Below are 25023 nucleotides of genomic sequence, written 5' to 3' on the forward strand. Positions count from 1 at the left end.
CGGCGAGGACGTCGGCCTCCTCGAGGTACTGCGTCGTCAGCAGCAGGGTCGCGCCGTCGGAGACCAGGCTCCCGGATGACGTCCCACATCAGCCTGCCGGCTGCGCGGGTCGAGGCCGGTGGTGGGCTCGTCGAGCACGATCACCGGCGGCGCGGCGACCAGGGCTCCGGCCAGGTCGAGGCGCCGGCGCTGCCCGCCGGAGTAGGTCTTCGTCGGCCGGCTCGCGAACTCGGTGAGGTCGAAGCGCTCGAGCAGGCTCCTGCGCGCGGTCGCGGGCCCGCTTGCGGCCGAGGTGGTAGAGCCGGCCGATCATCACGAGGTTCTCGTACGCCGTGAGGTGCTCGTCGACCGCGGCGTACTGCCCCGAGAGCCCGATCTTCGACTTGGCCGCCGCGGGGTCGGCGAGCACGTCGATGCCGGCCACCCGCGCGGCGCCCGCGTCGGGCTTGAGCAACGTGGTCAGGCAGCGCACGGCGGTGGTCTTGCCCGCGCCGTTGGGCCCGAGCAGTGCGAGCACCTTGCCCTCGGGCACCGCGAGGTCCAGGCCCGCGAGGGCCTCGACGTCCTTGTAGCGCTTGACCAGCCCGGTCGCGCTGATCATCGGTTCGCTCATGGCCATGACGCTAGAGACCGCCACCGACACCGGAACTCATCGAGTGAGGCAAGCCTGCCTTTCCTGGAATCGTTCAAGAAAGCGTGGCAGGGTGATCGTCATCGGCCCCCACCGGGCTGGCATCCGTGACAGCAAGCGAAGGGAGCACCACCCCATGAGCACCGCGACGCGCCACCGCACCGAGAAGCACGTCTCGCACCCCGCCTTCCGAGCCGACGAGCAGTTCGCCGGCCACCTCCAGCAGCCTGCTGGTCGACCTCAACGACCTCGCCCTGCAGGGCAAGCAGGCGCACTGGAACATCGTGGGCCCGAACTTCCGCGACCTGCACCTGCAGGCTGGACGAGATCATCGACGCCGCCCGCGCCTTCGGTGACGACGTCGCCGAGCGGATGCGCGCCGTGTACGCCGTCCCGGACGGCACCTCGGCCCGGATCGCCGCGCAGAGCAGCCTGCCGGCCTTCCCGCTCGGCGAGGTGCTCACGGGAGACGCCATCGACGCGATCGTCGCCTCGATCTACGCCGTGGCCGGCACCGCCCGCCGCATCCACGACGACATCGACGCGGCCGACCCGACGACTGCCGACCTGCTGCACACGATCCTCGAGCGGCTCGAGCAGACTCGCCTGGCTGACCGACGCCGAGCGCCGCACGCCCGGCGCCTCGGTGCCGGAGGCCGTCCAGGCCTGAGCCCTAGACAGATCGGCTGATGTGTCTCATCCTGGGGACATGCCAGCCGATCTGTCGTCTCCGCCGGGGTACCGGCCCGGCGGGGGAGCGGCGTGGCGCGACCCCTGGCCGTCGTACGCCGCCCTGCGGGACCACGACCCGGTCCACCACGTCGCCGCGGGTGACTTCTTCGTGCTCTCCCGGCACGCCGACGTGCTCGCCGCGGCCGTCGACACGCAGACCTTCTCCAGCGCCCACGGGCTGACCGTCGCCTACGACGAGCCTGGAGCGGATCGGCCCGGCCGACAACCCGCCGTTCGTGATGACCGACCCGCCGGTGCACACCGTGTTCCGCAAAGTCTGGTCGCGCGGGGGTTCACGCCGCGCCAGGTCGGCGAGCCTGGAGCCGGTGGTGCGCGCCTTCGCCGCCGAGCGGCTCGACCGGCTGCGCGCCGCGGGCGGCGGTGACGTGGTCGCGGCGCTGTTCAAGCCGCTGCCCAGCCTCGTGGTCGGGCACTACCTCGGCGTGCCCGAGGAGGACCGGGCGCGCTTCGACGACTGGAGCACCGCGATCGTCGCCGCCAACGCGGAGGGTGCCGCCGAGGCGGCCGGTGCGACGGCGGAGCCTGATGGCCTACTTCGCCGACCTCGTCGCGCGGCGCCGGCGCGAGCCCGGCGAGGACACCGTCTCCCAGGCTCGTCCGTGCGGGCGTCGCCGGCGACGACGCGGGCCTGCTGTCGGTGCTGGCCTTCGTCTTCACGATGGTCGCCGGCGGCAACGACACCACGACGGGCGCGCTCGGCGGCGCGGTCCAGCCTGCTCGCCGCCGACGAGCGCCAACGCGCCCTGCTCGTCGCCGATCACGGCCTGGTGCCCGACGCCGTCGAGGAGGTCCTGCGGCTCACCTCGCCCGTCCAGGGCCTGGCCCGGACCACCACGCGGACGGTGAGCCTGCACGGCCGCACGATCCCGAGGGGCTGCAAGGTCCTGCTGCTGTACGCCGCCGGCAACCGCGACCCGCGCAAGTACGGTCCCGACGCCGAAGAGCTCGACCTGCGTCGTCGCCCGACCCAGGTCCTGACGTTCAGCCAGGGCCACCACCACTGCCTCGGCGCGGCCGCGGCCCGGCTGCAGGTCCGGGTCACCCTGGAGGAGCCTGCTGCGCCGGATCCCCCACTTCACGGTGGACCCGGACGCGATCACCTGGGCGCCCGGCGCCTACGTACGACGACCGCTGAGCGTCCCGCTGGAGGTCGCGTGAGCCTGGGTCGATCGTCGTACGCCGGCGGTGGAGCGGATCCTCGACGCCGCTGGCGAGTCTCTTCGCCGAGTCCGGTGTGGAGGCCGTCTCGATGGCCCGGATCGCCGCCGGTGCGGGCTGTTCGCGGGCCACGCTCTACCGCTACTTCCCGGACCGGCCCACCCTGCAGGCTCGCCTTCGTCCAGCGGGAGGCCGTCCGCGTCGGCTCCGCGGTGGCGGCCGAGCGCCCGCGCGACCGGCCGACGCGATCGTCGCGGCGCTGCGCCACGTGCGGGCGAACCCCGCGTTGCTGGCGTGGTTCGGCGACCGGGACGCCGCGCACACCGCCGACCTCGCGCAGGGCTCGGAGGTGGTCGAGGCGATCGGTCTGAGCATGGCCGCCGACGCCGAGAGCGCCCGGTGGCTGGTGCGGGTGATCGTCTCGCTGCTCACCGTGCCGGGGGCGGACGAGGCGGAGGAACGGCGGCTGGTGGAGCGCTTCGTCCTGCCGGTCGTCGTTGCGTCGCGCACGTCATGAGACCTGCTCGGCCTTCGCGGTGGCGACGTGCAGGTTCTGGTCACCGCACTTCCCGTGGTCGAACAGGAGCGCGACCCTGGTCGGCTCGTCCGGGTCCACGCAGGCGGGCAGGCTCCTGGCCCGCGCGGAGGGACTGCCACAGCGCATCGGTCTGGTACGAGAAGACGTGCCCCGCGTAGCGGTGGCCGTCGTGGGCATAGGTGAACTCGACCCACTTCTTGTTGGAGCCTGAGAGCCTTGTAGGCGCCGTAGAGGTCCGCCTTCGTGAGGTGGACCGTGACCGGCCGCGAGAGAGCGGCCTGCTCGGGGTGGGTCGCCTTCCAGACGAGGAACCCGGCCCCCGCCGCGAAGAGGGCGGTGATCACGAGGGCGGTCAGCAGGAACGAGCGCAGCGCGCTGCCGCGGCGCGGGACGTCGTCACTCACGCGGATCACTATGCCCCCCAGGGACGGCGCCGGCGCCCGGAACCCACCGGCGTACCGTCGGCGTCATGACTCCTGCCGACCTGCTGACCGACGCCCTCGACCGCGTGCGCGAGAGCGTCGCGACCGTCCTCGACGCCGCCTCCGACGACCTGCTCGCACAGCGCCCCGGTCCCGACGCCAACACCATCGCCTGGCTGGTCTGGCACCTGACGCGAGTTCTCGACGACCACGCGTCCGACGTGGCGGGCACGGAGCAGGTCTGGACCGCGGGCGGGTACGCCGAGCGCTTCGGGCTCCCGTTCGACACCGCCGAGATCGGCTACGGCCAGACCACCGAGCAGGTCGGCCAGGTGCGCGCGCCCGCCGCTCTGCTCGCCGACTACCACGAGGCCGCCCAGGCCCAGGCGCTGGCGTTCGTCGGCGGGGTGACCGCCGAGGACCTCGACCGGGTGGTCGACGAGCGCTGGGACCCGCCGGTGACGCTGGGCGTGCGGCTCGTCAGCGTGGTCAACGACTGCACGCAGCACGTGGGCCAGGCGGCCTACGTGCGCGGTCTGCTGGGGTGATTCACACCAGCCCGCGCACGATCTCGGCCGCGGGCCGCTCCTGTGCGGCGCGCCAGCCGGTGCCCGCCCACAGGTGCAGACGGTGCGGGTCGCCGGCGGCGGCTGCTGCCCGGCGGAGGTCGCGGGTCAGGTGGTGCAGACTCGGGGTAGCCGTACGGCGCCGACGCGTCGTACCGGTCGACGAAACCGTTGCGCAGGGCTCGTGCCGGACGCCCGGTGAAGGCGTGGGTGACGACGGTCTCGGTGAACGCGGGGTCGGCGAGCGCGGCGCGGTGGGTGGGCGTCGTACCGGCTTCGGTGGCGCGGAGCAGCAGCGTGCCGACGGCGACCGCCTCCGCCCCGGCGGAGCGCAGTGCGCGAACGGCGCCGGGCCCGTCGACCCCGCCCCCGGCGACGATCGGGAGCGCGCTCACCGCGCGGACGGCCTGGACGACGTCGGCCGTGGGCGCGAGGTCGATCGGTCGGCGCGGGTCGAAGGCGCCGCTGTGCCCGCCCGCGGCAGGCCCCTGGACGACGAGCCCGTCCACGCCGGCCTCCTCCGCGGCGCGGGCCTCGGCGGCGGTGGTGACGGTCGCCAGCACCCGCGACCCGGCTGTCCGCAGACGGGCGATGTCGGCGAGCGGCGGCAGGCCGAAGGTCAGCGACACGAACGGCACCGGGTCGGCGACGAGCAGGTCCACCTTGGCGGACCACGCGTCGTCGTCGTGCCGCGGCTCGGCCGGCAGGTCCACGCCGAGCGCGGCCGCCTCGCCGGCGAGACGGTCCCGGTACGCCGCGTAGCCGGACGCCGCGACGGCGCCCGGCTGCGGCACGAACAGGTTCACCCCGAACGGCCGGCCCGCCGCCCGTGCGTCGGCGAGCAGGCTCTCGAAGGCCTCGGCCGCGAGGTAGCCCGCCGGCAGGAAGGCGAACCCGCCCGCGTCGGTGACCGCGGACGTGAGCGCGATCGTCGAGGGCCCGCCGGCCATCGGGGCGGCGACGATCGGCAGGCTCGGTCCCGAGCATCAGTCGTCCACCCACGCGACGGCGCTGATCCGCCAGCCCGCGGACGTGCGGACCAGCCTGGATCGACTTGGCGCCCGTGCCGCCGTACGGCGCGCCGTCGAGGGTGCCCTGCTTGGCGTAGTCTGCCGAACCAGTGCGCGACGTCGCCGTGCTGCTCGACGCGGCCCTCCACCGGCCACTCGCTGAAGTGGAGCAACCGGCCGCCGGTCAGCAGGTCCACCCGGGGAGCGAGGAAGGACTCCACGTCCTCGGCCGAACCGGGGCGGAAGACCAGCGCCTCGGGCAGCATCAGCCCGCGCAGCCGGTTCGCGCGCGCGACGCACTCAGGTCCGGACACGAAGGTCGCGAAGAAGGCCGCGACGACCTCCTCGACCTCCTCGATGTCGTGGGTGCTCATCGGGCCAGTGTGACGCGGTAGCGCACGAAGGACGGTACGACGAGCGCCGCGATCACCACCCCGACCACGACCAGCACGCCTCCGCCGGCCGCCGCCGCGGCGGTTCCGACCATGGCGGCGGACGCCCCGTGGGCCACGTCGGCGATCCGCGGACCGCCGGCGACCACGACGATGAAGATGCCTTGCAAGCGGCCGCGGACCTCGTCGGCCGCGGCGCTCTGCAGCATCGAGGTGCGGAAGGCCGCCGACGCCATGTCGGCCGCGCCGCCGACGACGAGCATGAGCACGGCGACCACCAGCCACAGCCGCGCCGATCCGGGTGTGTGGTCGGCGAACAGCACCGCGACACCGAAGCCCACCATCGCCAGGCCCCACACGACGATGCACCAGATCACCGCGCGGCCCTGGGCGCTGACCCGGGAGACCCAACCGGAGAAGACGCCGCCGAGCACGGCGCCCGCGGGGATGCCGGCGAAGAGCAGCGCGAACGCCATCCCGCCCTCGTCGGGCCCGAGGAAGGCTCTCGTGCGCGATCTCCGGGAAGAGCGCACGCGGCATGCCGAAGACCATCGCGATGATGTCGACGACGAAGGACATCATCAGCACCGGCTGGGTGCGCAGGTAGGTGATCCCCTCGACGACCGAGCGCAGGCCCGGCGTCCCGGTGACGACGCCCTCGACCGGCAGCCGCGGCAACCGTACGACGGCCCACAGCGTCGCGAGCAGGCACACGGCGTCGGCGAGGTAGAGCCAGGAGAAGCCGGTAAACGGGATGAGCACGCCCGCGATCAGCGGCCCGCCGATGGCCCCGGCCTGCATCACCGTCATGTTGAGGGAGTTCGCGGCCGGCAGCACCTCGGCGTCGAGCAGGCGCGGCAGCACGGCCGAGCGGGTCGGCTGGTTGATCGCGAAGAACGCCTGCTGGACCGCGAACAGGCACAGCAGCAGCCACACGTTCCCGACGTCGAGCGCGGCCTGCAGCCAGAAGAGGACGGCCGTGCCGATCAGCCCGGCGGTCGTGACTTGTAGGAGGGTACGACGGTCGAAGTGGTCCGCCAGTGCCCCGCCCCACAGGCCGAAGACGACGAGCGGCACCAGGCCGAAGATCCCGGTCAGCCCGACGTAGGCAGAGGACCCCGTGTCGGCGTAGATCTGGGCGGGAACCGCCACGACCGTCAGTCTGCGCACCGACCACGGTGATGATGTTCGCGGTCCACAGCCGGCGGAAGTGCGGGTTCCGCAGCGGCCGGGTGTCGGCGAGCATGCCCCGAAGACTCACCGGAGCAGGCTACGGAAAGGTCGGACCTCTCGATGAATCCGGGGGGTGCGACCGGTCTCCACCGGCATGAGCACTCCCTTGGACATCACCTTCACCGAGACCCTGCGCGAGAGCGACGCGAAGGGCGGCTGGACCTACGTCGTGTGGCCCGAGTCCGCCGAGAGGTTCGGCACCCGCGGCCGGGTCAAGGTGCGCGGCACCGTCGACGACGTGCCCTTCGAGACCTCGTTCATGGCGCTCGGCGACGGCAACCACAGGCGCCGGTCGCCTCCGCGCTCCGCGTCGAGAGCGGGAAGCGCGCAGGCGACACGGTCGTCGTCCGGCTGACCGAGCGGCTCTCCTGAGCCGCTCGGCCAGGGCTCAGCAACCGCAGGAGAAGAAGGTCACGTCCCAGTGGTTGCCCTCGTCGGCGTACAGGTTGCCGGAGGCGGCCTTGTAGAGAGGGGCGCCGTCGCTGCGCAGGCCCTGGTACGCGTAGGTGTTGTGCACCCAGTCTGGTCAGGCAGGACGTGCGCGAGAAGTCCAGGCTTGTAGCCGTTCCAGTGGCTGTAGGTGCCCGAGGCGTGGCCGGTCTCCGTGCCCCCGGTGATGGTGAGCCCGCAGCCGCTCGCGCGCTTGAGGGTCACCGCGCCGTCCACCGAGGCCTGGCGAAGGCCGTCGAAGGAGGTGCAGGTCGACACGTTGCGGTTGGTGCACCCGCCCGACGAGGTCCAGGTGATGCCGGCCGCGCGGAAGGCGGACTCGGCGGCCGCCTGGGTGACGGCGGAGGCGGGGAGTGCGGTCGCGACGACGGTGGTGACCGCGGCGACGGCAGACAGGATGAAGGACTTGCCCGAGATGGTCATGAGCCCATCCCCGCACGTCATCCGCGGGCCGGTCAAGGGTCGCGGACCAGAGTTCACCGGGGTGCGACGGAAAAGTTTCGTGGCAGGGTGTCGTATCGGGGCCACGGCCTTCGTGGAGAGGGTGTGAGGCGGTCATCGGGACCGCCCCGGACAGCCAGGAGATCGACATGACGCAGTACCTGATGAGCGTGCACGGCCCGGTCGAGGCCGAGGAGTACGGCGGCTACGGCTCCCAGGAGGACATGGAGCAGGCCTTCGCCGACACCGGTGCCTTCAACGAGCGGCTGCAGGAGCAGGGCTACTGGGTCTTCGCCGGTGGCCTCCAGCCGGCGGACACCGCGACCGTGGTCGACGGGACCGGCGAGACGCCGGTGACGACCGACGGACCCTACCTGGAGACCAAGGAGGTCATCGGCGGTTTCTGGATCATCGAGGCTCCCGACCTGGACGTCGCCCTGCGGCTCGCCGCCGAGGGCTCGAAGGCCTGCCGAGGCCGGGTCGAGGTCCGGCCCTTCCAGGGTGCCTGACGCACGCGCTGCCGTCGAGCGGATCTTCCGCGACGAGTACGGCCGCCTGATCGCCTCCCTGGTCCGCCGCTTCGGTGACATCGACATCGCCGAGGAGGCGGCCGGAGAGGCGCTGGTGGCCGCGCTGGAGAAGTGGCCCGGGTCCGGCGTACCGCCGAACCCCGGCGGCTGGCTCACCACCACCGCCGGCAACCGGGCCATCGACCGGCTGCGTCGCGAGAAGCCTGCGCGAGGGCAAGCACGAGGCCGCCGCCATGGTCCACGACCCCACCCCGCACGAGCCGACCGGCGTCATCGAGGACGACCGGCTGCGCCCGGTGTTCACCTGCTGCCACCCGGCGCTCGCGCCGGAGGCCCGGATCGCGCTGACGCTGCGCCTGCTCGGCGGCCTGACCGTCGCCGAGATCGCGGCCGCCTTCCTCGTCCAGGAGACGACGATGGCGCAGCGGATCACCCGCGCCAAGGCCAAGATCAAGGCCGCCAACATCCCCTACCGGGTGCCCGACGCCGCCGACCTGCCCTCGCGCGTCGGCACCGTGCTCGCGGTGCTGATGCTGATCTTCAACGAGGGCTACCTCTCCAGCGGCGACGGCGACCCGGTCCGCGCCGACCTGACCGGTGAGGCGATCCGGCTCGCCCGGATCCTGCACGACCTGCTGCCCGAGGACCTGGAGGCCACCGGGCTGCTCGCCCTGCTGCTGCTCACCGAGTCCCGGCGTGCCGCCCGGGTGCGCGGCGGCGAGCCTGGTGCCGCTCGACGAGCAGGACCGCGGGGGCTGGGACCGGGCGTTGATCACCGAGGGGCACGCCCTCGTGCGGCAGTGCCTGGTCGCCAACCGGCCCGGCCGCTACCAGGCTCCCTCGCCGCCGTCAACGCCGTGCACACCGACGCGCCGACGGCCGCCGCGACCGACTGGTCCCAGGTCGTCGCGCTCTACGACGGACTGGCCCGGCTCGATCCCTCGCCCGTCGTCGCGCTCAACCGCGCGGTCGCGGTGGCCGAGCCTGGACGGCCCCGAGGTGGCCCTGGCGCTCGTCGAGCGGCTGCCGCTGGAGGGCTACCACGCCTGGCACGCCACCCGGGCCGAGTTTGCTGCGCCGGCTGGGACGCTCCGCCGCCTCCCGGGAGCAGTACGACGCCGCGCTGGCCGTGTGTGACAACACCGCCGAGCGCGCGTACCTCACCCGGAAGCGTGGCGAGCCTGGTCTGACCCACGAAGTGTGGGAGATGGCACCACGAAGTTCGCCTCGTGGTCGCACGAAGTGCGGGAGGTGGTCGTTCGAGGTGTGGGAGATGGCAGCGCCCGACCACCATCCGCAGGTCGTGGTGCCATTTCCCGCAGGCTCGTGGTGCCCTTTGGGGCGCTTCGTGGGGTCCTAGGCTGGCCGCATGACGCTCGAGCCGCTCGCCCTGCCGACCGACACCGCCGCCTGGCCGGCCTGGATCCGCGAGCGGACCGCCGCCGAGCCTGGAGCGGGCCACGGCCCTGGTCGACGGGCTCCGGAGCGACCCGCCGGCCGACCCGGTCGCGGTGCTCCGGCAGTGGGACCGCGCCGGCGGGCACCTCGGCAACGTCGCCGCGGTCGGCTCGCTGCTCGGCAACGTGCACCCGGACGAGGATTGCCGGGAGATCGCCGACGGCGCCGAGCAGGAGGCCTCCCGGCTCGGCACCCGGTGGAGCCTGGACCGCGAGACTCTACGACGTCTTCGCCGCGATCGACGCGACGGCGCTCGGGGACGACCTCCTCGCCGTACGGCTGCTGGAGAAGGTGCGCGCCGACTTCCGCCGGTCGGGCGTGGACAAGGACGACGCGACCCGGGCGCGGATCACCGCCGTGCGGGAGCGGATCACCGAGCCTGGACCAGGAGTTCAGCCGGATCACCCGCGACGACGTGAGGACGATCCGGGTCCGTCCCGAACAAGCTCGACGGGATGCCGGCCGACTGGCTGGAGGCACACCCGGCCGACGACGAGGGCCTGGTCACCGTCACCACCGACTACCCCGACTCGGTGCCGGTGCGCATGTTCGCGCGCGACCAGGGCGTGCGCCGCGACATCACCGTCGCCTTCCTCGAGCGCGGCTGGCCGGCGACCGGCGCGCTGCTGACCGAGCTCTTCACGCTGCGCCACGAGCCTGGCCACCACGGTCGGCTACGCCGACTGGCCGTCGTACGACGCCGACGTGAAGATGATCGGCACGGGTCCTGCGATCCCGGAGTTCATCGACCGGATCACCGAGGCGGCCGACGCCCCGATGCGGCGCGACCTGGAGCAGGCTGCTGGAGCGCTACCGCCGCGACTTCCCCGACGCCAGCGAGGTCCCGGGCTACGACTACAACCACTACGCCGAGCCTGGTCCGCGCCGAGCGGTACGACGTGGACTCGCAGCGGGTGCGCACCTACTTCGACTTCGCCAAGGTCCGGCAGGGGCTGCTGGAGGTGACCGGGCGGCTCTTCGACCTGCGCTACGAGCCGGTCGACGTGCCGGTCTGGCACGAGGAGGTCGCGGCCTACGAGGTGCTGCGCGGCGACGTACGGATCGGTCGGATCTACCTGGACCTGCACCCGCGCGAGGGCAAGTACAAGCACGCCGCCCAGTTCACCCTGGTCGACGGCGTCGCGGGCGAGCAAGCTGCCCGAGGGCGTGCTGGTCTGCAACTTCTCCCGCGGCCTGATGGAGCACGACCACGTCGTCACGCTCTTCCACGAGTTCGGCCACCTGCTGCACCACGTGCTGGCCGGCCAGGGCGAGTGGTACCGCTTCGCCGGCGTCGCCACGGAGTGGGACTTCGTCGAGGCGCCGAGCCAGATGCTGGAGGAGTGGGCCTGGCACGCCGACGTGCTGCGCACCTTCGCCAGCGACGCCGCGGGCGAGCCGATCCCCTGCCGAGCCTGGTCGCGGCGATGCGTGCCGCCGACGACTACGGCAAGGGCATCTACGCCCGCACCCAGATGTTCTACGCCGCCATGTCGTACTGGTTCCACGCCGATCGTGCCCGCGACGAGGTCCCCGACCTCACGGAGCGGATGGTCGAGCTCCAGGCCCGGTACGGCGCACTGCCGTACCTCCCCGGGACGCACATGTTCGCCAGCCTTCGGTCACCTCGGCGGCTACAGACTCGGCGTACTACACCTACATGTGGTCGCTGGTCATCGCCAAGGACATGTTCAGCGCCTTCGAGGAGTCCGACCCGTTCGCCGCCGACGTCGCGCACCGCTACCGCGACCACGTGCTCGTCCCCGGCGGCTCCGCCGACGCCGCCGACCTGGTCGCCGGCTTCCTCGGCCGCCCGTTCTCCTTCGACGCCTACGCCGCCTGGCTGGCCCGCTAGCCCCGAGCCTGCAGGCCCTTGCGCAGGCGCCTTCTTTCGCGTACGGTTGCGATATATCGCGATAGCAACACGAACTGTTTCCGCGATATCACGAACTCATCGGGCTCACGAGGCCCACGACACGCGAAGGAGGTCCCACCATGGGACGCCACCAGAACTTCGGACCTGACGACCGCGGACCCTGGGGAAATCCGGGCTCCGCGGCTTCCAGCGCCGCCAGCGCGGCGACTTCGGCCCCGGCCCCTGGGGCGGCTGGGGTGAGTACGGCGGCCGCGGCCGGCACGGAGGGCACGGGGGTCACGGCGGTCCGCCGCCGTGGCTGGCCGGGCTCTTCGGCCAGGGCCGGCCCGAGCCGGGCCGCGGCCCGCGGGTCCGCCGCGGCGACGTCCGCTCCGCGATCCTCGACGTGCTCCGCGCGGCGAACGAGCGCGAGGAGTCGCCCAACGGCTACCAGGTCATCCAGCAGATCACCGAGCGCAGCGGCGGGGTCTGGAAGCCGAGCCCCGGCTCGGTCTACCCGACCGTGCAGCAAGCTTGCTCGACGAGGAGCTCGTCGAGAACGACGAGGGCGGGCGCCGCGGCATGCGACTGACCTCAGCGGGCGCGGCCTGGTGTGCCGAGCACGCCGACGAGTCTCGCCGCCGTGTGGGTGCCCTTCGACCGCCGCAAGGCGGCCGAGGAGTCCGGCACGACCGAGGGCGGCGCCCCCGCCGACCTCAAGGCCGAGATCGGGCAGGTCATGGGTGCCGTCTGGCAGATCGTGACCACGGGCTCGGAGGGCCAGCGCCGCGCCGCGGTGGACGTGCTCGTCGAAGCGCGCCGCAGCCTCTACGGCATCCTCGCCGACGGACCGGACGCCGACCCGGCGCAGCCGGCCGAGGACGAGGACGACGCCTGAGCCCACAGGGCGACCAGGCACAGCACAGGGCCCGTGGCCCCGGGTGATCCCCGGGGCCACGGGCCCGTCACGTCTCAGCCGGCGTTGAGGAAGTCCGCCGACAGCACGGACACCTCACCGCCCTCGCCGACGACCTTCTCGGCGCACCTGCCGTCGGTGGTGCACCGCACCATCGTGGCCTCCGTGCCCTTCTGGCCGACCACCGCGCCGCCGGGCGACCACGACGCCATCACGGACAGGCTCCGCCAGCGGCACCCGCTTGCCCCCGTCCACCGGCTCGACGAACGACCCGTCCGAGGTGCTGCCGTACAACCAGTGGCCGTCCGGTGACACCGTCAACCGGATGAGGTCGCCCTCGACCGTGCGGCGGACCCGGCCGGTCGCGGCATCCATCACCACGTACGTCGAGCCCGAGTTTGTCGCCGCCGGTCGCCACTCCCGAGCGCACCGACATGACCGGCCGCGGCAGGGTCCGCACCTCGCCGGTGCCCCAGACCACGCGGCGGGAGACCCCGCCGTGCGTCTGGAGGTACGCCGCGTCGCCGTCGAGCAGCGCCGGCTCGAGGATCTCGCCGGCCGAGGGCGGCGTCGTCCCCGGCGAGGGCACGTCGACGCGGGCCAGGCTCCTCGTCCCTCTCCACGTCCCACACGTGCAGCACCAGCACGTCGCGCCCGCTGCTGACCCAGGCGATCCGCGGCGCGGCGATGTCGCCGTCGACGGTCGGCACGCTCGCCGGGAGCGAGAGCGTCCGCGTGCTGCCGTCGGGCCGGACGAGGACGTAGCGCGCCGGGTCGTCGTCGCCCGGGAAGGTCTTCGCCACGACCCCGACCGAGGTCTGCGCCAGGTTGACGGTCTGGCCGGGGAGACGCACCGGGCGACCGCCGATGGTGACGTCGTCGTCCAGCGACCACGCCGACCACTCGTCGTACGGCGTGCCGGTGTCCTTCGGGGCCTTCGCGATCTCGCTGTGGGGATCTCCGCCGAGCGGGTCGGCGAGCACGAAGCCGCCGCCGATCGCGCCGAGCACGACCGCCGCGGCGACGGCGCCGCCGAGCCGGCGGCGGATGCGCAGCGCGCGGCCCTGGGCGGTGATGTCGTGGACGTGGGGGCGGGGGACGTCGACGTCGTCGACGGAGCGGTGCAGCAGGTCGGAGAGCTCAGGCATGGTGTCCTCCCGGAGCGGTGGTGGTGAGCTCGACGTCGCCGAGCAGGGTGCGCAGGCTTGGTGAGCGCGACCGAGGTCTGGCTCTTGACGGTGCCGGTGGTCACGCCGAGCGCGTCGGCGGTCTCCTGCACCGACAGGTCGTCGTAGAAGCGCAGGACGACGACCGCGCGCTGGCGGGGCGGCAGGCTGGGCGAGCGCGGCGGCGACGTCGACGCGGTCGCCGACGGCGCTGCCCGTGTCGCCGTGCGCGGCCCGCTCCGGCAGCACCTCGGTGGGCCGCTCGTGGCGGGTGGAGCGACGCCGGTACCAGGCTGGTGGTCTGCGTGACGAGCGCCCGGCGGGCGTACCCGCGCGCCGCTGCCGGCTCGCGCAGCCGCCCCCAGCGGGCGTAGGTCCGCGCCAGCGCGGTCTGGACCAGGTCCTCGGCCAGGCCGTGGTCGCCGGTCAGCAGGATCGCGGTGCGGTACAGCGAGGGCCAGGCCGCATGGACGAGACTCGACGAACTCCTCCTCGGTGGCACTGCCAGGTCCGCTCATGTCGTCATCCTTTCCCGAGCCTCGATGGCACTGCAGGTAGGACGCCTGAGCGGTCCCCGCGGTTGGGCGGACCGGCACCCGCGTTTGGCCGCGGGCGGTCCTGCATAGGCTTCCCCCGTGCGCTCCCGCCCCTCCGCCCTGCTCGCCGGCGCGACCTGCGTGGCCTGGCTCGCGCTGACGACGGCGTACGCCGGCGCGGCGGCGCCGTCCGCGATCGACCTCGGCGGCGCGCCGGTCCCCGGCGGCATCGGCAGCACCACGCCGGACCGGCCGACCGCGCTGGACCCGGGCCTGTGGGCCGACACGATCGGTGGCTCGGCCGCCAAGAACACCCACCACTTCACCTACGAGCGGCGGATGCGCGACAGCACCGTGCACGTCGGCGTGATCGCCGCACCGGGTGCCGACGACACCGACTCGGTCGCGGTGACGGTCGGCGCCGTGGGCGAGAGCGGCGCTCTGACCAGCCTGTGAGAGCGACAGCGACACGACCGGGTTCTCCGTCCCGCAGGCGGTGATCGGCGTCGCGGTCGCGGTCGGGCCGAGCTCGGCCGAGGCGACCGACCGGCCCGACTGCCTGCGCGCCGGCACCCTGCAGATCGAGGTCGGCCGCACCAACGGCGGCTCCAGCACCTCCGAGTCGCCGGTCGCGATCAAGATCGTGGAGGAGGCGCCGGTCGAGGACCGTGCCTCCCTCCCGGAGCCGGACCCGGACGTCTCCTTCGTCGCTCCGGCCACCGGAGACGCGCAGGACGTCCGCGGCGGCACGTCGTTCGCCGACGCGCCCGCGCTCGATTCCTCCGCCGACGGGGTGACGGTCCGCAGCAGCGTGCGCCAGGGCACCGAGCAGGCTGTGGCGGGTCGGGGTCGGCTGGGGCCAGCAGGCGGCGGTGCGGGCGACGGCGCCGCCGCGCGAGAAGGAGGAGGGCCGCTACAACGACCCCCACGTCCGGTTGCGGCTGGTGGACCCGCGACGGGCGGTCTTCGCCGACACCAACGACGCCGCCGACGACGAGAGCCCCGACGGTGCCTACGACGACGAGGAGAGCATCGACCTCGTCGCCGGCACCCGGCCGCTGCGCTACCGCGACCGCTTCACCGACGAGTTCGCCGGTCGTGCCGGGCGACTACTGGGTGGCACTCTCGGTGGCGCCGGCCGACGACGGTGAGAAGCCGCTGGACGTCCCGTTCGACCTGACCGTCGCCGTCAGCGACGAGACGACCGGTGCCCCCGGGTATCCCGGGGTCGCGACCTCCCCGGACGACGGCGAGCAGGTCGCGTCGTACTCCCCGCAGAAGCCGTTCCTCGTCGCCGACGGCACGTTCGCCGCCGTCGCCTCGGGCAACCCGGCGGTCGGCGACGACGCGGACGGCGGCTGGCTGACCGGCCGGCGCGGTGCCGGTCTCGGTGTGGCCGCGGTCAGCGTGGCCTGCCTCGCGGGCGGCCTGGTGCGCCTGCGCGCGCGGCGCTGAGGCTCACCCCAGCAGCAGGAAGAGCGCGACCAGCAGGCCGATGAGGCCGACGCCGAGCAGGGCGTAGGCGTCCCGCGGCACCCGGCGGGTCGCGACCGCACCCGGCGGTGGTGGCGGCAGGAGGTGCGTGCCCACCGCGAGCGTCGGCGGCGCTGAGGCGAGCGTCGGCGGCGGAGGGGGCGGCGGTACGTCGCCGGCCTGCTCGTCCGGCACGGTGATCGTGTCGTGCAGCGCCGGGTCGTCCCACCGCGCGACGAGCCCGCGCAGGGCGGGGTGGGCGCGCAGCGCCTCGGCGCTCGGCCGCTGCGCCGGGTCGGCCGCCGTCGCGACCGTGACCAGGTCGAGGATCGCGTCGTGCTCGGGCTGCCCGGTCCGCAGTGGCGCGGTGTCGACCGGACCGCCGTCCTTGGCCGGCCGCTGCCCGGTCAGCATCTCCAGCACCACGACGCCGAGGGCGTAGATGTCCGCACTGGGGTCGGGGTCCGCGCCCTCCTGCTGCTCCGGCGGCATGTAGCCCGGCGTGCCGATCACCATGGCCACGTGCGTGAGCCGCGGCTCGTCGGTGGGTACGGCGATGCCGAAGTCCGTCAGCCGCAGGTGCGGCCGTCCGGCGCCGGTCGGCTCGAGCAGCAGGTTGCCCGGCATGATGTCGCGGTGCACGATCCCTGCCGCGTGCACCGCGTCGAGGGCCTGCAGGGTCTGGTCGGCCAGCATCGCGATCCACCGGGGCGGCAGGCTCCCGCCGGTGCGCTTGAGCAGCCCGGCGACCGAGCCGCCACGGACCAGCGGCATCGTGAAGAGCACCCGGTCGTCGACGCCGGCCCACGACTGCGGGGTCACCACGTGCGTGTGGTCGATCCGCACCGACTGCTCGCGCACGAAGCGCAGCAGCATCGCGGCATCGCCCTGGCGCAGCATCTTGGCCGCCTTGACCTCACCGGCCGTGTGGTCGAGGACCCGCCAGACCGTGCCCATGCCACCGGTGGCGATGGGGTCCAGCAGGCTCGTAGCGTCCCGCGAACACCTCGCCCATGCGGGGGAGCCTATCCACGATCCGCCGGCCCAACCTCCTCCGCGCCCGGGGCCGGGCCGAGCCGGACCGCGCGGTGCACCCACACCGAGTCCGGCCGCATGCCCACCTTCTCGTAGAGCGTCAGCGCGCCGGTGCGGGAGTCGGTGGCGAGGCTGGAGGTCACCGCGCCGCGCGCCCGGCCCGCGGCGAAGACGGCGCCGAGCAGCGCCTGCGCGAGACCACGGTCGCGGTGTGCCGGGGCCACCGCCAGCCGGGACACGTAGGTGTCGACCGGCTCGGTCGCGGTGTTCGACCCGTGGGCCGCGCCCACGACGGCACCGTCCGGGCCGGTGACGACCTGCAGGTGCCACGGCTCGGAGCCCGGACGCTGCCAGACCTGCGCGGCGAAGTCGTCGAGCGAGGCGCGCCCGCGCACCGACCACTCCAGGAAGGCGTCCTCGACGACGGTCCACACCTGCTCGCGGTCGGCGGGGGTCGCCTCGCGCAGCGCGTAGCCCTCCGGCAGGTCACGCGTGGCGATCTCCGCGCCGGGTGGGAGCCGCAGCACCCGGCCTGGTCCAGCGCACCTCGTAGCCGAGGGCGGTGAGGAGGCTCGTCGCCGGCCGAGCCCTCCGGCACGGGCATGCCGAGGACCCGGACCCCGCGGGCGCGGGCGAGGTCCTGCACCCACCCGGCGAGCCAGGTCCCGATCCCCCGGCCGCGGTACGACGGGTGCACCGCCGCGTCGTACCGCTCCTCGCCCAGGTGCTCGGCGTAGGCGACGATCCGCTCACCGTCGAGGACCGCGACCGAGCCTGCCCGCCAGGTCGTACGACGGACGCTGCCAGTCACCGACGAGGTCGTCCACCTCGACCTCGACGCTCCCGACGTCGTGCCGCTCCTGCGCGGCGATCACCGCGTGCACGGCAGGAGCGTCGGCCAGGGTCAGCGGGCGGGTGGGAAAGACGGCACCCGGCCGAGTCTGGACGACTCGGCCGGGTGCGCGCAGCGAGTTCTCGCTCAGGCGTTCTTGATCGCCGAGATGTCGAACTCGAGCCTGATCTTCTCCGAGACGAGGACGCCGCCGGTCTCCAGCGCGGCGTTCCAGGTCAGGCCCCAGTCCTTGCGGTTGACGGTGACGTCGCCCTCGAAGCCGACGCGCACGTTGCCGAAGGGGTCCTTGGCCGAGCCGTTCTCCTCGAACTCGATGGTGACCGGCTTGGTGACGTCCTTGATGGTCAGGTCGCCGGTGACGGTCCAGTCCGAGCCGTCGCGGCTGACCTCGGTGGAGACGAACTTCCACTCGGGGAACTGCGCGGCGTCGAAGAAGTCGGGGGACTGCAGGTGACCGTCGCGGTCGGCGCTGCCGGTGCTGACGCTGGCCGGGTTGATGGTGACGGTGACCGAGGAGGCCGCCGGGTTCGCGGTGTCGATGTGGGCGGTCGCGGTCCAGTCGGAGAACTGGCCGCGGACCTTGGTGACGACCGCGTGGCGGGCGACGAAGCCGAGCCGGCTGTGGGCCGGGTCGAGCGTGTAGTCGCCGGAGATGTCGGTGAGGGCGGCGTTCTCGGTCATGTGAAGGCTCCTTGAGTGGGTTCGCGTCGAAGTTGTTGAAACGTCAAAGATCAAAGCAATGGTGACACGTCAACCATTCCGGATCAAGGTGTGTGCTGCGTCACGGAGGTGAACAGCCGAAAACGAAGGAAGGAGCGCCCCGCGGTGGCGGGGCGCTCCTTCTTTGCGGAGCCTGGGGGTACGTCAGGCGGCGTGCGCGGCGACGGCCGGCGCTCCGACCTCCACCCAGACAAGCTTCCATGTGCGTGCGGCCGCTGGCATCGGTCACGGGGACCCAGCGCATCTCAAGCCGAGTCGACACTTCGGTGTTGGTCATGGGACACCTCCTGTTCACCTTGTGTTCACCAGAGTAGCACGCTCCCCACCTGAGGTCACTCCTTCGCCGAATCTGACGCTCTGTCCTCCACCTGATCGGCCGGTGACTGCGTGTCGAGCGCCTGGGCGCTCCACCGCAGCGGTGCGAAGCGGGCGAGATCGTGGTGAGTGCCGGATATCTGCCCGAATTCGGGCAGGAACTTGAGTTTTCCCGGACTTCAGGAGCACTCTCGTCGTCGTGCATGTCGACCCGAGGCTCCTGCGTCACGTGGAGCAGAGCAGCGGGCTGAGACTCCACCGAGGCGCGCCGGCTCGTCGAGGACGTCCTGTCCTTCCACGACGAGCCGGTCGAGGACTGGGTGCGGCGACGGCACGCCGGCTCGAAGACCTACGGCGCCAAGAACGCCGAGATCTTCGCCCGGCTCAAGGAGGAGGCGCACGGCCACGTGGTCGCCGCGCCCGAGTCTGTCCGAGCGCCGCCTGCGCCGGATCGTCTACGGCTGAGGAAGAGGGAGCACCGACATGTGCGGGATCGTGGGTTACATCGGGTCGCAGCAGGCGGCACCGCTGCTGCTGGAGGGACTGACCCGGCTGGAGTACCGGGGCTACGACTCGGCCGGCGTCGCGGTCCTCGGCGCCGGCGGGGTCAGGATCGCCAAGCAGGCCGGCCGGGTGCGTGACCTCGCCGACGGCCTCCCCAAGCGATTCGGCGGCAAGATCGGCATCGGGCACACCCGCTGGGCCACGCACGGCCCGGCCACCGACGAGAACGCCCACCCGCACGCCGACCCGGCCGGCCGGGTGGCGGTCGTGCACAACGGCATCATCGACAACGCCGCCGCGCTCCGGGCGGAGCCTGACCGACGCCGGCGTCGAGTCGCAGTCGGACACCGACACCGAGGTGATCGCCCACCTGGTCGGCCGCTCCACCGCCAAGACCCTGGAGGCGCGCACCGCCGAGGCGCTGGGCCGGATCGAGGGCACCTACGGTCTCGCCGTCGTGCACGCCGACTTCCCCGACCGGATCGTGGTGGCCCGCAACGGCAGCCCGCTGATCATCGGCGTCGGCGACCACGAGATGCACGTCGCCTCCGACCTCGCCGCCGTGGTGCGGTACACGACGACCGTCGCGCACCTCGACGACGGCGAGATGGCGACCGTGACGGCGAGCGGCTTCACGACGTACCGGCTCGACGCGACCGGGTTGACCCCCGCCGACCGGCGCGCCCAGGAGGTCGACATCGACCCGGCGTCGTACGACGCGGGGGAGCACGAGTCCTTCATGCACAAGGAGATGCTGGAGCAGCCCGCTCGGGCCGAGGCCGTGCTCCGCGGCCGGCTCGACGAGCGCTTCGGCACCGGCCACCTCGGCGGGCTGAACCTCGACGCCCGCGAGCCTGCGGGCAATCCGGCGGGTCAAGATCCTCGGCTGCGGCTCGGCGTACTACGTCGGGCAGATGGGCGCCTCCCCTCATCGAGGAGCCTGGCCCGCATCCCCGCGGACGCCGAGGCCGCCAGCGAGTTCCGCTACCGCAACCCGATCGTCGAGCCGGACACGCTCTACGTCGCGGTGAGCCAGTCCGGCGAGACCATCGACACCCTGCTCGCGGTGCAGGAGATCCAGCGCAAGGGCGGACGCTGCATCGGCCTGGTCAACGTGGTCGGCTCGGCGATCGCCCGCGAGGTCGACGGCGGGATCTACCTGCACTCCGGGCCCGAGGTCGCGGTCGCCTCGACCAAGGCACTGACGAACATGTTCCTCGGCTTCGCGATGCTCGCCGTCCAGACTCGGCCGGGTGCGCGACCTCTCCATCGCCGACGGCCGCCGGCTGATCGCCGGGCTCACCGCGATCCCCGGCCAGATCGAGCAGGTGCTCGCCACCGAGCCCGAGTACCGCGGTCGTCGCCAAGGAGCCTGGCCGAGGCCGAGAGCCTGTTCTTCGTGGGCCGGGTGCGCGGCTTCCCGGTGGCGCGCGAGGGCGCGCAGAAGTTCAAGGAGATCACCTACCGGCACGCGGAGGCCTACCAGACCAGCGAGCTCAAGCACGGCCCGCTCGCGCTGATCTCCTCCGCGGTGCCGACCGTGGCGATCGTGCCCGACGACGAGTTCGGTCGAGCGCAACGTCGCGGCGCTGGCGCAGATCGCCGCTCGCGGCGGCCCGCTCACCGTGGTCACCCACGCGAGCGTGGACCTCGGCGACCTGCAGGCGCACCGGATCGACGTACCGGCCAACGAGCGCGAAACTCGACCCGATCCTGCTGACGATCCCGCTGCAGCCTGCTCGCCTACCACGCGGCGCTCAGCCTGGGTCACGACATCGACAAGCCGCGCAACCTGGCCAAGTCGGTCACCGTCGAGTGAGGCTCAGGCGAGACCGGCGACGATCTGCTCGACGTTGCGCCGGTTCTTGCCGTAGTCCACGAGTCTGCAGCGGGAAGACGCACTCGCTGCGGATGCGCACGGCCGAGCCGCCCGGCACCTCGCTGAGCCTGGACGAGGATCTTCTCCCCCCCAGGCTCCACATCCCGGTGCCGATGCTCGCCGTGACGTACGGCGGGTTCAGCGCCACCCCCGCGGCCTTGGGCAGCGCGGCGACCACGTGGCACACCCGCTGGGCGACCTGCTCGGGCGGTGCCGGGACCATGACCTGCTGCTCGTGACTGCGACCCATGGGGCCAGCCTAGGTGTGGGTGACGTAGCGCACCGCGCCGACGATCGGGCGTGAAATGCCTCACGCCACTACCCTTGACGGGTGAGTGACAACGCTGAGAACGAGACGACGACGTTTGCCGACCTCGGGCTCGGCGACCGGATCCTCAAGTCCCTGAAGGACGTCGGCTACGAGTCGCCGTCCGCGATCCAGGCCCAGACCATCCCGCACCTGCTCGAGGGCCGCGACGTGATGGGCCTGGCGCAGACCGGCACCGGCAAGACCGCCGCCTTCGCGCTGCCGATCCTCGACCAGGCTCGACACCTCGCAGAAGACCCCGCAGGCGCTGGTGCTCGCGCCGACCCGCGAGCTCGCGCTGCAGGTGTGCGAGGCGTTCGAGAAGTACGCCGCGAACCTGCGCGGCGTCAGCGTCCTGCCCGTCTACGGCGGCCAGGGCTACGGCGTGCAGTCTGTCCGCGCTGCGCCGGGGCGTGCACATCATCGTCGGCACGCCGGGCCGGATCATGGACCACCTCGACAAGGGCACGCTCGACCTCACCGAGTCTGCGCTTCCTGGTCCTCGACGAGGCCGACGAGATGCTCAACATGGGCTTCGCCGAGGACGTCGAGACGATCCTCGCGGACACCCCGTCGGACAAGCAGGTCGCGCTCTTCTCCGCGACGATGCCCAAGCAGATCAAGACGCTGTCGCAGAAGTACCTCAACGACCCGGTCGAGATCGCCATCGAGCGCAAGACCCGGACCGCCGAGAACATCCGGCAGCGCTACCTGATCGTCAGCTTACCCGCAGAAGGTCGACGCGCTGACCCGGATCCTCGAGGTCGAGAACTTCGAGGGCGCGATCGTCTTCGTGCGCACCAAGAACGAGACCGAGACGCTCGCCGAGAAGCCTGCGCGCCCGCGGCTACAGCGCCGCCGCGATCAACGGCGACATCGTGCAGGCCCAGCGCGAGCGCACCGTCAACCAGGCTCAAGGACGGCAAGGCTCGACATCCTGGTGGCCACCGACGTCGCGGCCCGCGGCATCGACGTCCCCCGCATCAGCCACGTCTTCAACTACGACATCCCCACCGACACCGAGGCCTACGTGCACCGCATCGGCCGCACCGGCCGCGCCGGCCGCAGCGGTGACGCGATCTCCTTCATCACCCCGCGCGAGCGCTACCTGCTCAAGCACATCGAGAAGGCCACCCGCACCACGCTGGAGCAGATGCAGGCTCCCGAGCGTCGATGCGATCAACGAGTCGCGGCTGAGCCGCTTCGACGACCAGATCACCGCCGCGCTCGAGTCGCCCAGCATCTCCTTCTTCCGCGACGTGGTGAGCCACTACATCAAGGAGCACGACGTCCCGGAGGTCGACGTCGCGGCCGCGCTGGCGATCGTGATGCAGGGCGACACCCCGCTGCTGCTGGAGCCCGAGCCCGAGCGCCCGGTGCGTGCCGAGCGCGACCGGACCGACCGCGGCGACCACCGCAAGCGCGACTCCTGGGGTGCCGACGACCGCGGCGAGCGGGGCGGTCGTGACCGTGCCCCGCGCGGTGGCGGCAACTTCCAGGCCTACAAGATCCAGGTCGGCAAGCGGCACCGCGTCGAGCCCCGCCAGATCGTCGGCGCGCTCGCCAACGAGGGCGGCCTCGACCGGCGCGACTTCGGCAAGATCACCATCCGCCCCGACTACTCGATCGTCGAGTCTGCCCGCGCGGCTCACCGACGAGCAGTGGGAGCGGCTCAAGAGCACCCGCATCTCCGGAAAGCCTGATCGAGTCTCGCCAAGGACTACGGTCCCCCGAACCGCTCGCGCAAGCCCCGGGACTGACGTAGCGTCGGCCGGCATGGGGGGCCGATCCGTGCTGGTCGCCGCCGTCGCGCTGCTCGCGACCGCGTGCGGTCCGTCGACGACCCCCGCCGCCGATCCGGCCCCGTCGGTGTCGCCTTCGGTGTCGGCGTCGGTGCCGGTCTCGCCCTCGGTCTCGCCGTCCGCCTCGGCCTCGGCGGTCCCGAGCGACCGGCCGACGGAGGTGTCGCGCGCCTCGGGTGCGCGCGCCGACGTACCGGACGTCCAGATCATGGCCCAGTCTCGCCCGCCGGGCCGAGCGGATCGCCAAGAACCTGCCGCCCGTCCAGATCCCGCAGAACGTCGACCGCGGCTCCAACCGGGCGCTGGGCTACCAGCTGATGATCGAGTTCGGCTACCCCGCGGACCAGTGGCCCTACCTCGACGCGCTGTGGCACCGAGAGTCCGGCTGGAACCACCTCGCCGAGAACCCCAGGCTCCGGCGCCTACGGCATCCCCCAGTCCCTGCCCGGCACGAAGATGGCCGTCGTCGGCAGCGACTGGCGGACCAACCCGGAGACCCAGATCCGCTGGGGACTGGCCTACATCGGCGCGCGCTACGGCAACGCGCAGAAGGCGTGGGAGCACTCCGAGCGGGTCGGCTGGTACTGACCGTTCAGCCTGCGCTCTCCCGGGTGGTGCCGTCGGCGAGGTGCACGGTGAAGGTCCACGACTCGCCCTCGGGGTGCCGGCTGCTCTGCTCGATCGAGGGCCACCACGCGGCGAACCGCCCGTCCGCGATCGACGCCTGGATGTCGAGTCCCGTGGAGACGTGCACCGTCACCCCGGTGACGTCGCGACCGATATAGCCCTCGGTGTAGGAGTACGACCCCTCGTCCGTCACGTTCGTCATGCTGCCGGTCTCGTCGAGGCCGTCGAGGGCGAGTGCAGGGGGCGCGGGTGGGTCCGCGGTGGACCCCCCGAAGACGCTGTCACCCTCGTCGGGCATCAGGCAGGTGGCCTCGCCCCCCGGGCCGGCGAGCAGCACGTAGGTCCACTCGCCGCGACGCTCGGCGAGCGCGACCCGCGTTGTCCGGTCCGGTACGTCGAGTGAGGCGCGGCAGCGTGCCTCGGCCGCGCCCGCCGCGGAGACCGACAGAGGCTCGGGTGTCGGCGTCCACGAGCCGAAGGCGTCGCCACCCCCGAGCAGCAGCGCCGGCAGGCACGCGAGGGTGGCGGCGGCAACGCCGGCGCCCGCCAGCGTCCGGACCCGCGGCCGGGACGACGGGGTGCGCCCGCCGGGCGTGGCGACGATCCGGGCGAGCAACGCGTCTGCTCGGGCGCGCTCTGCCGCGGTGAGGTCGCTGGCCGGAGCCGGGTCGAGGTGGCGCAGGGCCGCCGTGATCGTGTCGTCCCTGCTCATCGAGGGCTCCTCTCGGTGAGGGGTACGCCGGCGGGGGTCGTGTCGACGAGTCGGCGCAGGGTGCGCCGGGCCCGCGAGAGCCGCAGCCGGAAGGCAGTGGCGGAGATGCCGAGCACCGTCGCGGCCTCGGGTGCACTGAGCCCGTCGAGGACCGAGAGAGCGATCGCCTCCTGGTCGGTGGCGCTCAGCCGCGGCCAGGCCGCGGCGATGTCGACCCGGCTGCTCACCAGGTCGGGGTGCTCGTCGCTCCCCGGCGCGGCCGCCTCGGCGAGCCTGACCGCGATGGCGTCGTGCCGGTCCTCGCGGCGTCGGGCGTTCTGCAGCGTCTTGCGCGCGACGCCGAAGAGCCAGGCCCGTGCGGCCGAGTGGTCGGCGGGGACGTCGTCGAGGCGGCGCCACGCCACGAGCATGACGTCGCCGACGACGTCCTCGGCGTGCGTGGGATGCACGCGGCGCCGGACGAAGCGGAGCAGGTCGACGTAGGCCGCGTCGTACAGGCTCGCGGAAGCGCTGCTCCCGTGGCGGCGTGCTCGTCGGATCCATGCCTTGTTCCTGTCCGGCAGGCACCAAGTGTGTCAGGCGATCCGCGCCAGAGCCGCGTCCTGCACGCACCCGGCGGCGGCCATCTGTCCACTGGCGGCGGCGACCAGCACCGACGCCATCGGCATCGGCAGGCCGGGGCCCTGGGCCATGTCGCCGGCGGCGAAGACGCCGGGCACGCTGGTCCGGCCGAAGGCGTCG

30 protein-coding genes and 10 pseudogenes are annotated in these 25023 nt (G+C 72.9%); 25 read left to right on the forward strand and 15 right to left on the reverse strand.

Going from position 1 to position 25023, the window contains the following annotated elements:
* Positions 1 to 36: 36 nt before the first annotated feature.
* Both G5V59_RS37520 and G5V59_RS37525 read right to left on the reverse strand, forming a co-directional pair.
* On the reverse strand, positions 37 to 255 hold the full coding sequence (locus G5V59_RS37520; protein WP_341351297.1) for an ATP-binding cassette domain-containing protein: 219 nt from the start codon (positions 253 to 255) through the stop codon (positions 37 to 39).
* A gap of 4 nt (positions 256 to 259) precedes the next feature.
* A pseudogene (locus G5V59_RS37525) lies at positions 260 to 619 on the reverse strand (ATP-binding cassette domain-containing protein); the annotation flags it as partial.
* A gap of 384 nt (positions 620 to 1003) precedes the next feature.
* Here G5V59_RS37525 and G5V59_RS23260 point away from each other — a divergent pair.
* From G5V59_RS23260 to G5V59_RS23280, 5 genes are all read left to right on the forward strand, one after another.
* On the forward strand, positions 1004 to 1321 hold the full coding sequence (locus G5V59_RS23260) for a hypothetical protein (RefSeq protein ID WP_278258033.1): 318 nt from the start codon (positions 1004 to 1006) through the stop codon (positions 1319 to 1321).
* 19 nt (positions 1322 to 1340) lie between these two features.
* Positions 1341 to 1748: a hypothetical protein gene (locus tag G5V59_RS23265; protein WP_278258034.1), complete on the forward strand. Its 408-nt coding sequence runs from the start codon at positions 1341 to 1343 to the stop codon at positions 1746 to 1748.
* The gene (locus G5V59_RS23270) at positions 1693 to 2913 is read left to right on the forward strand and encodes a cytochrome P450 (RefSeq protein WP_278258035.1); all 1221 of its coding nucleotides are present in this window, start codon (positions 1693 to 1695) and stop codon (positions 2911 to 2913) included. The genes G5V59_RS23265 and G5V59_RS23270 overlap by 56 nt, the downstream gene beginning before the upstream one ends.
* Positions 2892 to 3059 (forward strand): hypothetical protein, encoded by a 168-nt coding sequence (locus tag G5V59_RS23275; protein WP_278258036.1) that lies wholly within the window; start codon positions 2892 to 2894, stop codon positions 3057 to 3059. The genes G5V59_RS23270 and G5V59_RS23275 overlap by 22 nt, the downstream gene beginning before the upstream one ends.
* A 490-nt stretch (positions 3060 to 3549) precedes the next feature.
* The gene (locus G5V59_RS23280) at positions 3550 to 4050 is read left to right on the forward strand and encodes a DUF664 domain-containing protein (protein ID WP_278258037.1); all 501 of its coding nucleotides are present in this window, start codon (positions 3550 to 3552) and stop codon (positions 4048 to 4050) included.
* Here G5V59_RS23280 and G5V59_RS23285 read toward each other — a convergent pair.
* On the reverse strand, positions 4026 to 5018 hold the full coding sequence (locus tag G5V59_RS23285; RefSeq protein WP_278258038.1) for a nitronate monooxygenase: 993 nt from the start codon (positions 5016 to 5018) through the stop codon (positions 4026 to 4028). The genes G5V59_RS23280 and G5V59_RS23285 overlap by 25 nt on opposite strands.
* Positions 5019 to 6034: 1016 nt before the next feature.
* Positions 6035 to 6640 (reverse strand): annotated as a pseudogene (locus G5V59_RS23290) (MFS transporter); the annotation flags it as partial.
* A 157-nt stretch (positions 6641 to 6797) separates the two neighbouring features.
* Between G5V59_RS23290 and G5V59_RS23295 the strand changes: the two are divergent.
* The gene (locus tag G5V59_RS23295) at positions 6798 to 7058 is read left to right on the forward strand and encodes a DUF1905 domain-containing protein (protein WP_278258039.1); all 261 of its coding nucleotides are present in this window, start codon (positions 6798 to 6800) and stop codon (positions 7056 to 7058) included.
* A gap of 56 nt (positions 7059 to 7114) precedes the next feature.
* On the opposite strand, the gene G5V59_RS23300 is transcribed toward G5V59_RS23295, so the two are convergent.
* The gene (locus G5V59_RS23300; RefSeq protein WP_278258040.1) at positions 7115 to 7576 is read right to left on the reverse strand and encodes a hypothetical protein; all 462 of its coding nucleotides are present in this window, start codon (positions 7574 to 7576) and stop codon (positions 7115 to 7117) included.
* Positions 7577 to 7743: 167 nt separating this feature from the next.
* Here G5V59_RS23300 and G5V59_RS23305 point away from each other — a divergent pair, with 167 nt between their 5' ends.
* The 8 genes and pseudogenes from G5V59_RS23305 to G5V59_RS23335 all read left to right on the forward strand — a co-directional run bounded on the left by G5V59_RS23305 (position 7744) and on the right by G5V59_RS23335 (position 12335).
* On the forward strand, positions 7744 to 8103 hold the full coding sequence (locus G5V59_RS23305; protein ID WP_278258041.1) for a YciI family protein: 360 nt from the start codon (positions 7744 to 7746) through the stop codon (positions 8101 to 8103).
* Positions 8096 to 9304, forward strand: a pseudogene (locus G5V59_RS23310) (DUF6596 domain-containing protein); the annotation flags it as partial. The gene G5V59_RS23305 and the pseudogene G5V59_RS23310, both read left to right, overlap by 8 nt.
* A 189-nt stretch (positions 9305 to 9493) precedes the next feature.
* Positions 9494 to 10291: a hypothetical protein gene (locus tag G5V59_RS23315; RefSeq protein ID WP_278258042.1), complete on the forward strand. Its 798-nt coding sequence runs from the start codon at positions 9494 to 9496 to the stop codon at positions 10289 to 10291.
* 205 nt (positions 10292 to 10496) lie between these two features.
* Positions 10497 to 10637, forward strand: a pseudogene (locus G5V59_RS37530) (hypothetical protein); the annotation flags it as partial.
* Between the two features lie 112 nt (positions 10638 to 10749).
* Positions 10750 to 10935 (forward strand): annotated as a pseudogene (locus tag G5V59_RS37535) (M3 family metallopeptidase); the annotation flags it as partial.
* Positions 10936 to 11269: 334 nt separating this feature from the next.
* On the forward strand, positions 11270 to 11437 hold the full coding sequence (locus tag G5V59_RS23325) for a M3 family metallopeptidase (RefSeq protein ID WP_278260017.1): 168 nt from the start codon (positions 11270 to 11272) through the stop codon (positions 11435 to 11437).
* A gap of 406 nt (positions 11438 to 11843) precedes the next feature.
* Positions 11844 to 12029, forward strand: a complete 186-nt coding sequence (locus G5V59_RS23330) for a helix-turn-helix transcriptional regulator (RefSeq protein WP_278258043.1) — start codon at positions 11844 to 11846, stop codon at positions 12027 to 12029.
* A 51-nt stretch (positions 12030 to 12080) separates the two neighbouring features.
* Positions 12081 to 12335, forward strand: a complete 255-nt coding sequence (locus G5V59_RS23335; RefSeq protein ID WP_278258044.1) for a hypothetical protein — start codon at positions 12081 to 12083, stop codon at positions 12333 to 12335.
* A gap of 74 nt (positions 12336 to 12409) precedes the next feature.
* Here the strand turns inward: G5V59_RS23335 and G5V59_RS37540 are convergent, their stop codons facing one another.
* Genes G5V59_RS37540 through G5V59_RS23355 form a run of 3 tightly spaced genes read right to left on the reverse strand, consistent with a single transcriptional unit; the run spans position 12410 to position 14021 of the window.
* Complete coding sequence (locus tag G5V59_RS37540; protein WP_341351013.1) at positions 12410 to 12568, reverse strand: hypothetical protein; 159 nt, start codon at positions 12566 to 12568, stop codon at positions 12410 to 12412.
* Positions 12565 to 13632, reverse strand: a complete 1068-nt coding sequence (locus G5V59_RS23345; RefSeq protein WP_341351014.1) for a hypothetical protein — start codon at positions 13630 to 13632, stop codon at positions 12565 to 12567. The genes G5V59_RS37540 and G5V59_RS23345 overlap by 4 nt, the downstream gene beginning before the upstream one ends.
* Positions 13602 to 14021: a sigma factor gene (locus G5V59_RS23355; RefSeq protein ID WP_278260018.1), complete on the reverse strand. Its 420-nt coding sequence runs from the start codon at positions 14019 to 14021 to the stop codon at positions 13602 to 13604. The genes G5V59_RS23345 and G5V59_RS23355 overlap by 31 nt, the downstream gene beginning before the upstream one ends.
* A 133-nt stretch (positions 14022 to 14154) precedes the next feature.
* On the opposite strand from G5V59_RS23355, the gene G5V59_RS23360 reads away from it, so the two are divergent.
* The 3 genes from G5V59_RS23360 to G5V59_RS23370 are packed head-to-tail and all read left to right on the forward strand — an operon-like array spanning position 14155 to position 15510.
* Entirely contained in the window at positions 14155 to 14511 is a 357-nt protein-coding gene (locus G5V59_RS23360; protein WP_278258047.1) for a hypothetical protein, read from the forward strand.
* Positions 14512 to 14551: 40 nt separating this feature from the next.
* Positions 14552 to 15235 carry a hypothetical protein gene (locus tag G5V59_RS23365; protein ID WP_278258048.1) on the forward strand — a complete coding sequence of 228 codons (684 nt, stop codon included), beginning with the start codon at positions 14552 to 14554 and terminating at the stop codon, positions 15233 to 15235.
* The gene (locus tag G5V59_RS23370) at positions 15184 to 15510 is read left to right on the forward strand and encodes a hypothetical protein (RefSeq protein ID WP_278258049.1); all 327 of its coding nucleotides are present in this window, start codon (positions 15184 to 15186) and stop codon (positions 15508 to 15510) included. Before G5V59_RS23365 ends, G5V59_RS23370 begins: the two co-directional genes overlap by 52 nt.
* 3 nt (positions 15511 to 15513) lie before the next feature.
* Here the strand turns inward: G5V59_RS23370 and G5V59_RS23375 are convergent, their stop codons facing one another.
* From G5V59_RS23375 to G5V59_RS23395, 5 genes and pseudogenes are all read right to left on the reverse strand, one after another.
* Positions 15514 to 16626, reverse strand: coding sequence for a serine/threonine-protein kinase (locus G5V59_RS23375; RefSeq protein WP_278258050.1), 1113 nt, complete (start codon positions 16624 to 16626; stop codon positions 15514 to 15516).
* Positions 16554 to 17213 carry a GNAT family N-acetyltransferase gene (locus G5V59_RS23380; protein WP_278258051.1) on the reverse strand — a complete coding sequence of 220 codons (660 nt, stop codon included), beginning with the start codon at positions 17211 to 17213 and terminating at the stop codon, positions 16554 to 16556. The genes G5V59_RS23375 and G5V59_RS23380 overlap by 73 nt, the downstream gene beginning before the upstream one ends.
* Before the next feature lie 17 nt (positions 17214 to 17230).
* Positions 17231 to 17374: pseudogene (locus G5V59_RS23385) on the reverse strand (hypothetical protein); the annotation flags it as partial.
* A complete protein-coding gene (locus tag G5V59_RS23390) occupies positions 17313 to 17447 on the reverse strand; it encodes a hypothetical protein (RefSeq protein WP_278258052.1) in 135 nt (44 codons plus the stop codon). The pseudogene G5V59_RS23385 and the gene G5V59_RS23390, both read right to left, overlap by 62 nt.
* Before the next feature lie 95 nt (positions 17448 to 17542).
* Positions 17543 to 18097 (reverse strand): YceI family protein, encoded by a 555-nt coding sequence (locus G5V59_RS23395; protein ID WP_278258053.1) that lies wholly within the window; start codon positions 18095 to 18097, stop codon positions 17543 to 17545.
* A 674-nt stretch (positions 18098 to 18771) separates the two neighbouring features.
* Here G5V59_RS23395 and G5V59_RS23400 point away from each other — a divergent pair.
* The 3 genes and pseudogenes from G5V59_RS23400 to G5V59_RS23410 all read left to right on the forward strand — a co-directional run bounded on the left by G5V59_RS23400 (position 18772) and on the right by G5V59_RS23410 (position 20675).
* Entirely contained in the window at positions 18772 to 19092 is a 321-nt protein-coding gene (locus G5V59_RS23400; RefSeq protein WP_278258054.1) for a hypothetical protein, read from the forward strand.
* Positions 19085 to 19225: pseudogene (locus G5V59_RS23405) on the forward strand (hypothetical protein); the annotation flags it as partial. The gene G5V59_RS23400 and the pseudogene G5V59_RS23405, both read left to right, overlap by 8 nt.
* A gap of 481 nt (positions 19226 to 19706) precedes the next feature.
* Positions 19707 to 20675 (forward strand): SIS domain-containing protein, encoded by a 969-nt coding sequence (locus tag G5V59_RS23410; RefSeq protein ID WP_278260019.1) that lies wholly within the window; start codon positions 19707 to 19709, stop codon positions 20673 to 20675.
* Positions 20676 to 20760: 85 nt separating this feature from the next.
* On the opposite strand, the gene G5V59_RS23415 is transcribed toward G5V59_RS23410, so the two are convergent.
* The gene (locus G5V59_RS23415) at positions 20761 to 21084 is read right to left on the reverse strand and encodes a hypothetical protein (protein WP_278258055.1); all 324 of its coding nucleotides are present in this window, start codon (positions 21082 to 21084) and stop codon (positions 20761 to 20763) included.
* Positions 21085 to 21165: 81 nt separating this feature from the next.
* Here G5V59_RS23415 and G5V59_RS23420 point away from each other — a divergent pair.
* The 5 genes and pseudogenes from G5V59_RS23420 to G5V59_RS23435 all read left to right on the forward strand — a co-directional run.
* Positions 21166 to 21366 (forward strand): annotated as a pseudogene (locus G5V59_RS23420) (DEAD/DEAH box helicase); the annotation flags it as partial.
* A 46-nt stretch (positions 21367 to 21412) separates the two neighbouring features.
* Positions 21413 to 21463 (forward strand): annotated as a pseudogene (locus G5V59_RS37545) (hypothetical protein); the annotation flags it as partial.
* Between the two features lie 167 nt (positions 21464 to 21630).
* Positions 21631 to 22215, forward strand: a pseudogene (locus G5V59_RS23425) (DEAD/DEAH box helicase); the annotation flags it as partial.
* On the forward strand, positions 22212 to 22844 hold the full coding sequence (locus tag G5V59_RS23430; protein ID WP_278258056.1) for a DbpA RNA binding domain-containing protein: 633 nt from the start codon (positions 22212 to 22214) through the stop codon (positions 22842 to 22844). The pseudogene G5V59_RS23425 and the gene G5V59_RS23430, both read left to right, overlap by 4 nt.
* Positions 22845 to 23399: 555 nt before the next feature.
* A complete protein-coding gene (locus G5V59_RS23435) occupies positions 23400 to 23531 on the forward strand; it encodes a hypothetical protein (RefSeq protein ID WP_278258057.1) in 132 nt (43 codons plus the stop codon).
* 747 nt (positions 23532 to 24278) lie between these two features.
* Here G5V59_RS23435 and G5V59_RS23440 read toward each other — a convergent pair.
* Positions 24279 to 24845 (reverse strand): sigma-70 family RNA polymerase sigma factor, encoded by a 567-nt coding sequence (locus G5V59_RS23440; RefSeq protein ID WP_341351298.1) that lies wholly within the window; start codon positions 24843 to 24845, stop codon positions 24279 to 24281.
* Positions 24846 to 25023 lie beyond the last annotated feature (178 nt).

Source organism: Nocardioides convexus (genome assembly GCF_011090295.1).

Coding starts and splice junctions, on each gene's coding strand:
- G5V59_RS23260 (WP_278258033.1), top strand. CDS start 1,004: ATGCGCGCCGTGTACGCCGTCCCGGACGGCACCTCGGCCCGGATCGCC.
- G5V59_RS23265 (WP_278258034.1), top strand. CDS start 1,341: ATGCCAGCCGATCTGTCGTCTCCGCCGGGGTACCGGCCCGGCGGGGGA.
- G5V59_RS23280 (WP_278258037.1), top strand. CDS start 3,550: ATGACTCCTGCCGACCTGCTGACCGACGCCCTCGACCGCGTGCGCGAG.
- G5V59_RS23285 (WP_278258038.1), bottom strand. CDS start 5,018: ATGGCCGGCGGGCCCTCGACGATCGCGCTCACGTCCGCGGTCACCGAC.
- G5V59_RS23295 (WP_278258039.1), top strand. CDS start 6,798: ATGAGCACTCCCTTGGACATCACCTTCACCGAGACCCTGCGCGAGAGC.
- G5V59_RS23300 (WP_278258040.1), bottom strand. CDS start 7,576: ATGACCATCTCGGGCAAGTCCTTCATCCTGTCTGCCGTCGCCGCGGTC.
- G5V59_RS23305 (WP_278258041.1), top strand. CDS start 7,744: ATGACGCAGTACCTGATGAGCGTGCACGGCCCGGTCGAGGCCGAGGAG.
- G5V59_RS23315 (WP_278258042.1), top strand. CDS start 9,494: ATGACGCTCGAGCCGCTCGCCCTGCCGACCGACACCGCCGCCTGGCCG.
- G5V59_RS23325 (WP_278260017.1), top strand. CDS start 11,270: ATGTTCAGCGCCTTCGAGGAGTCCGACCCGTTCGCCGCCGACGTCGCG.
- G5V59_RS23395 (WP_278258053.1), bottom strand. CDS start 18,097: ATGACCGAGAACGCCGCCCTCACCGACATCTCCGGCGACTACACGCTC.
- G5V59_RS23410 (WP_278260019.1), top strand. CDS start 19,707: ATGCTGGAGCAGCCCGCTCGGGCCGAGGCCGTGCTCCGCGGCCGGCTC.
- G5V59_RS23415 (WP_278258055.1), bottom strand. CDS start 21,084: ATGGGTCGCAGTCACGAGCAGCAGGTCATGGTCCCGGCACCGCCCGAG.
- G5V59_RS23435 (WP_278258057.1), top strand. CDS start 23,400: ATGGCCGTCGTCGGCAGCGACTGGCGGACCAACCCGGAGACCCAGATC.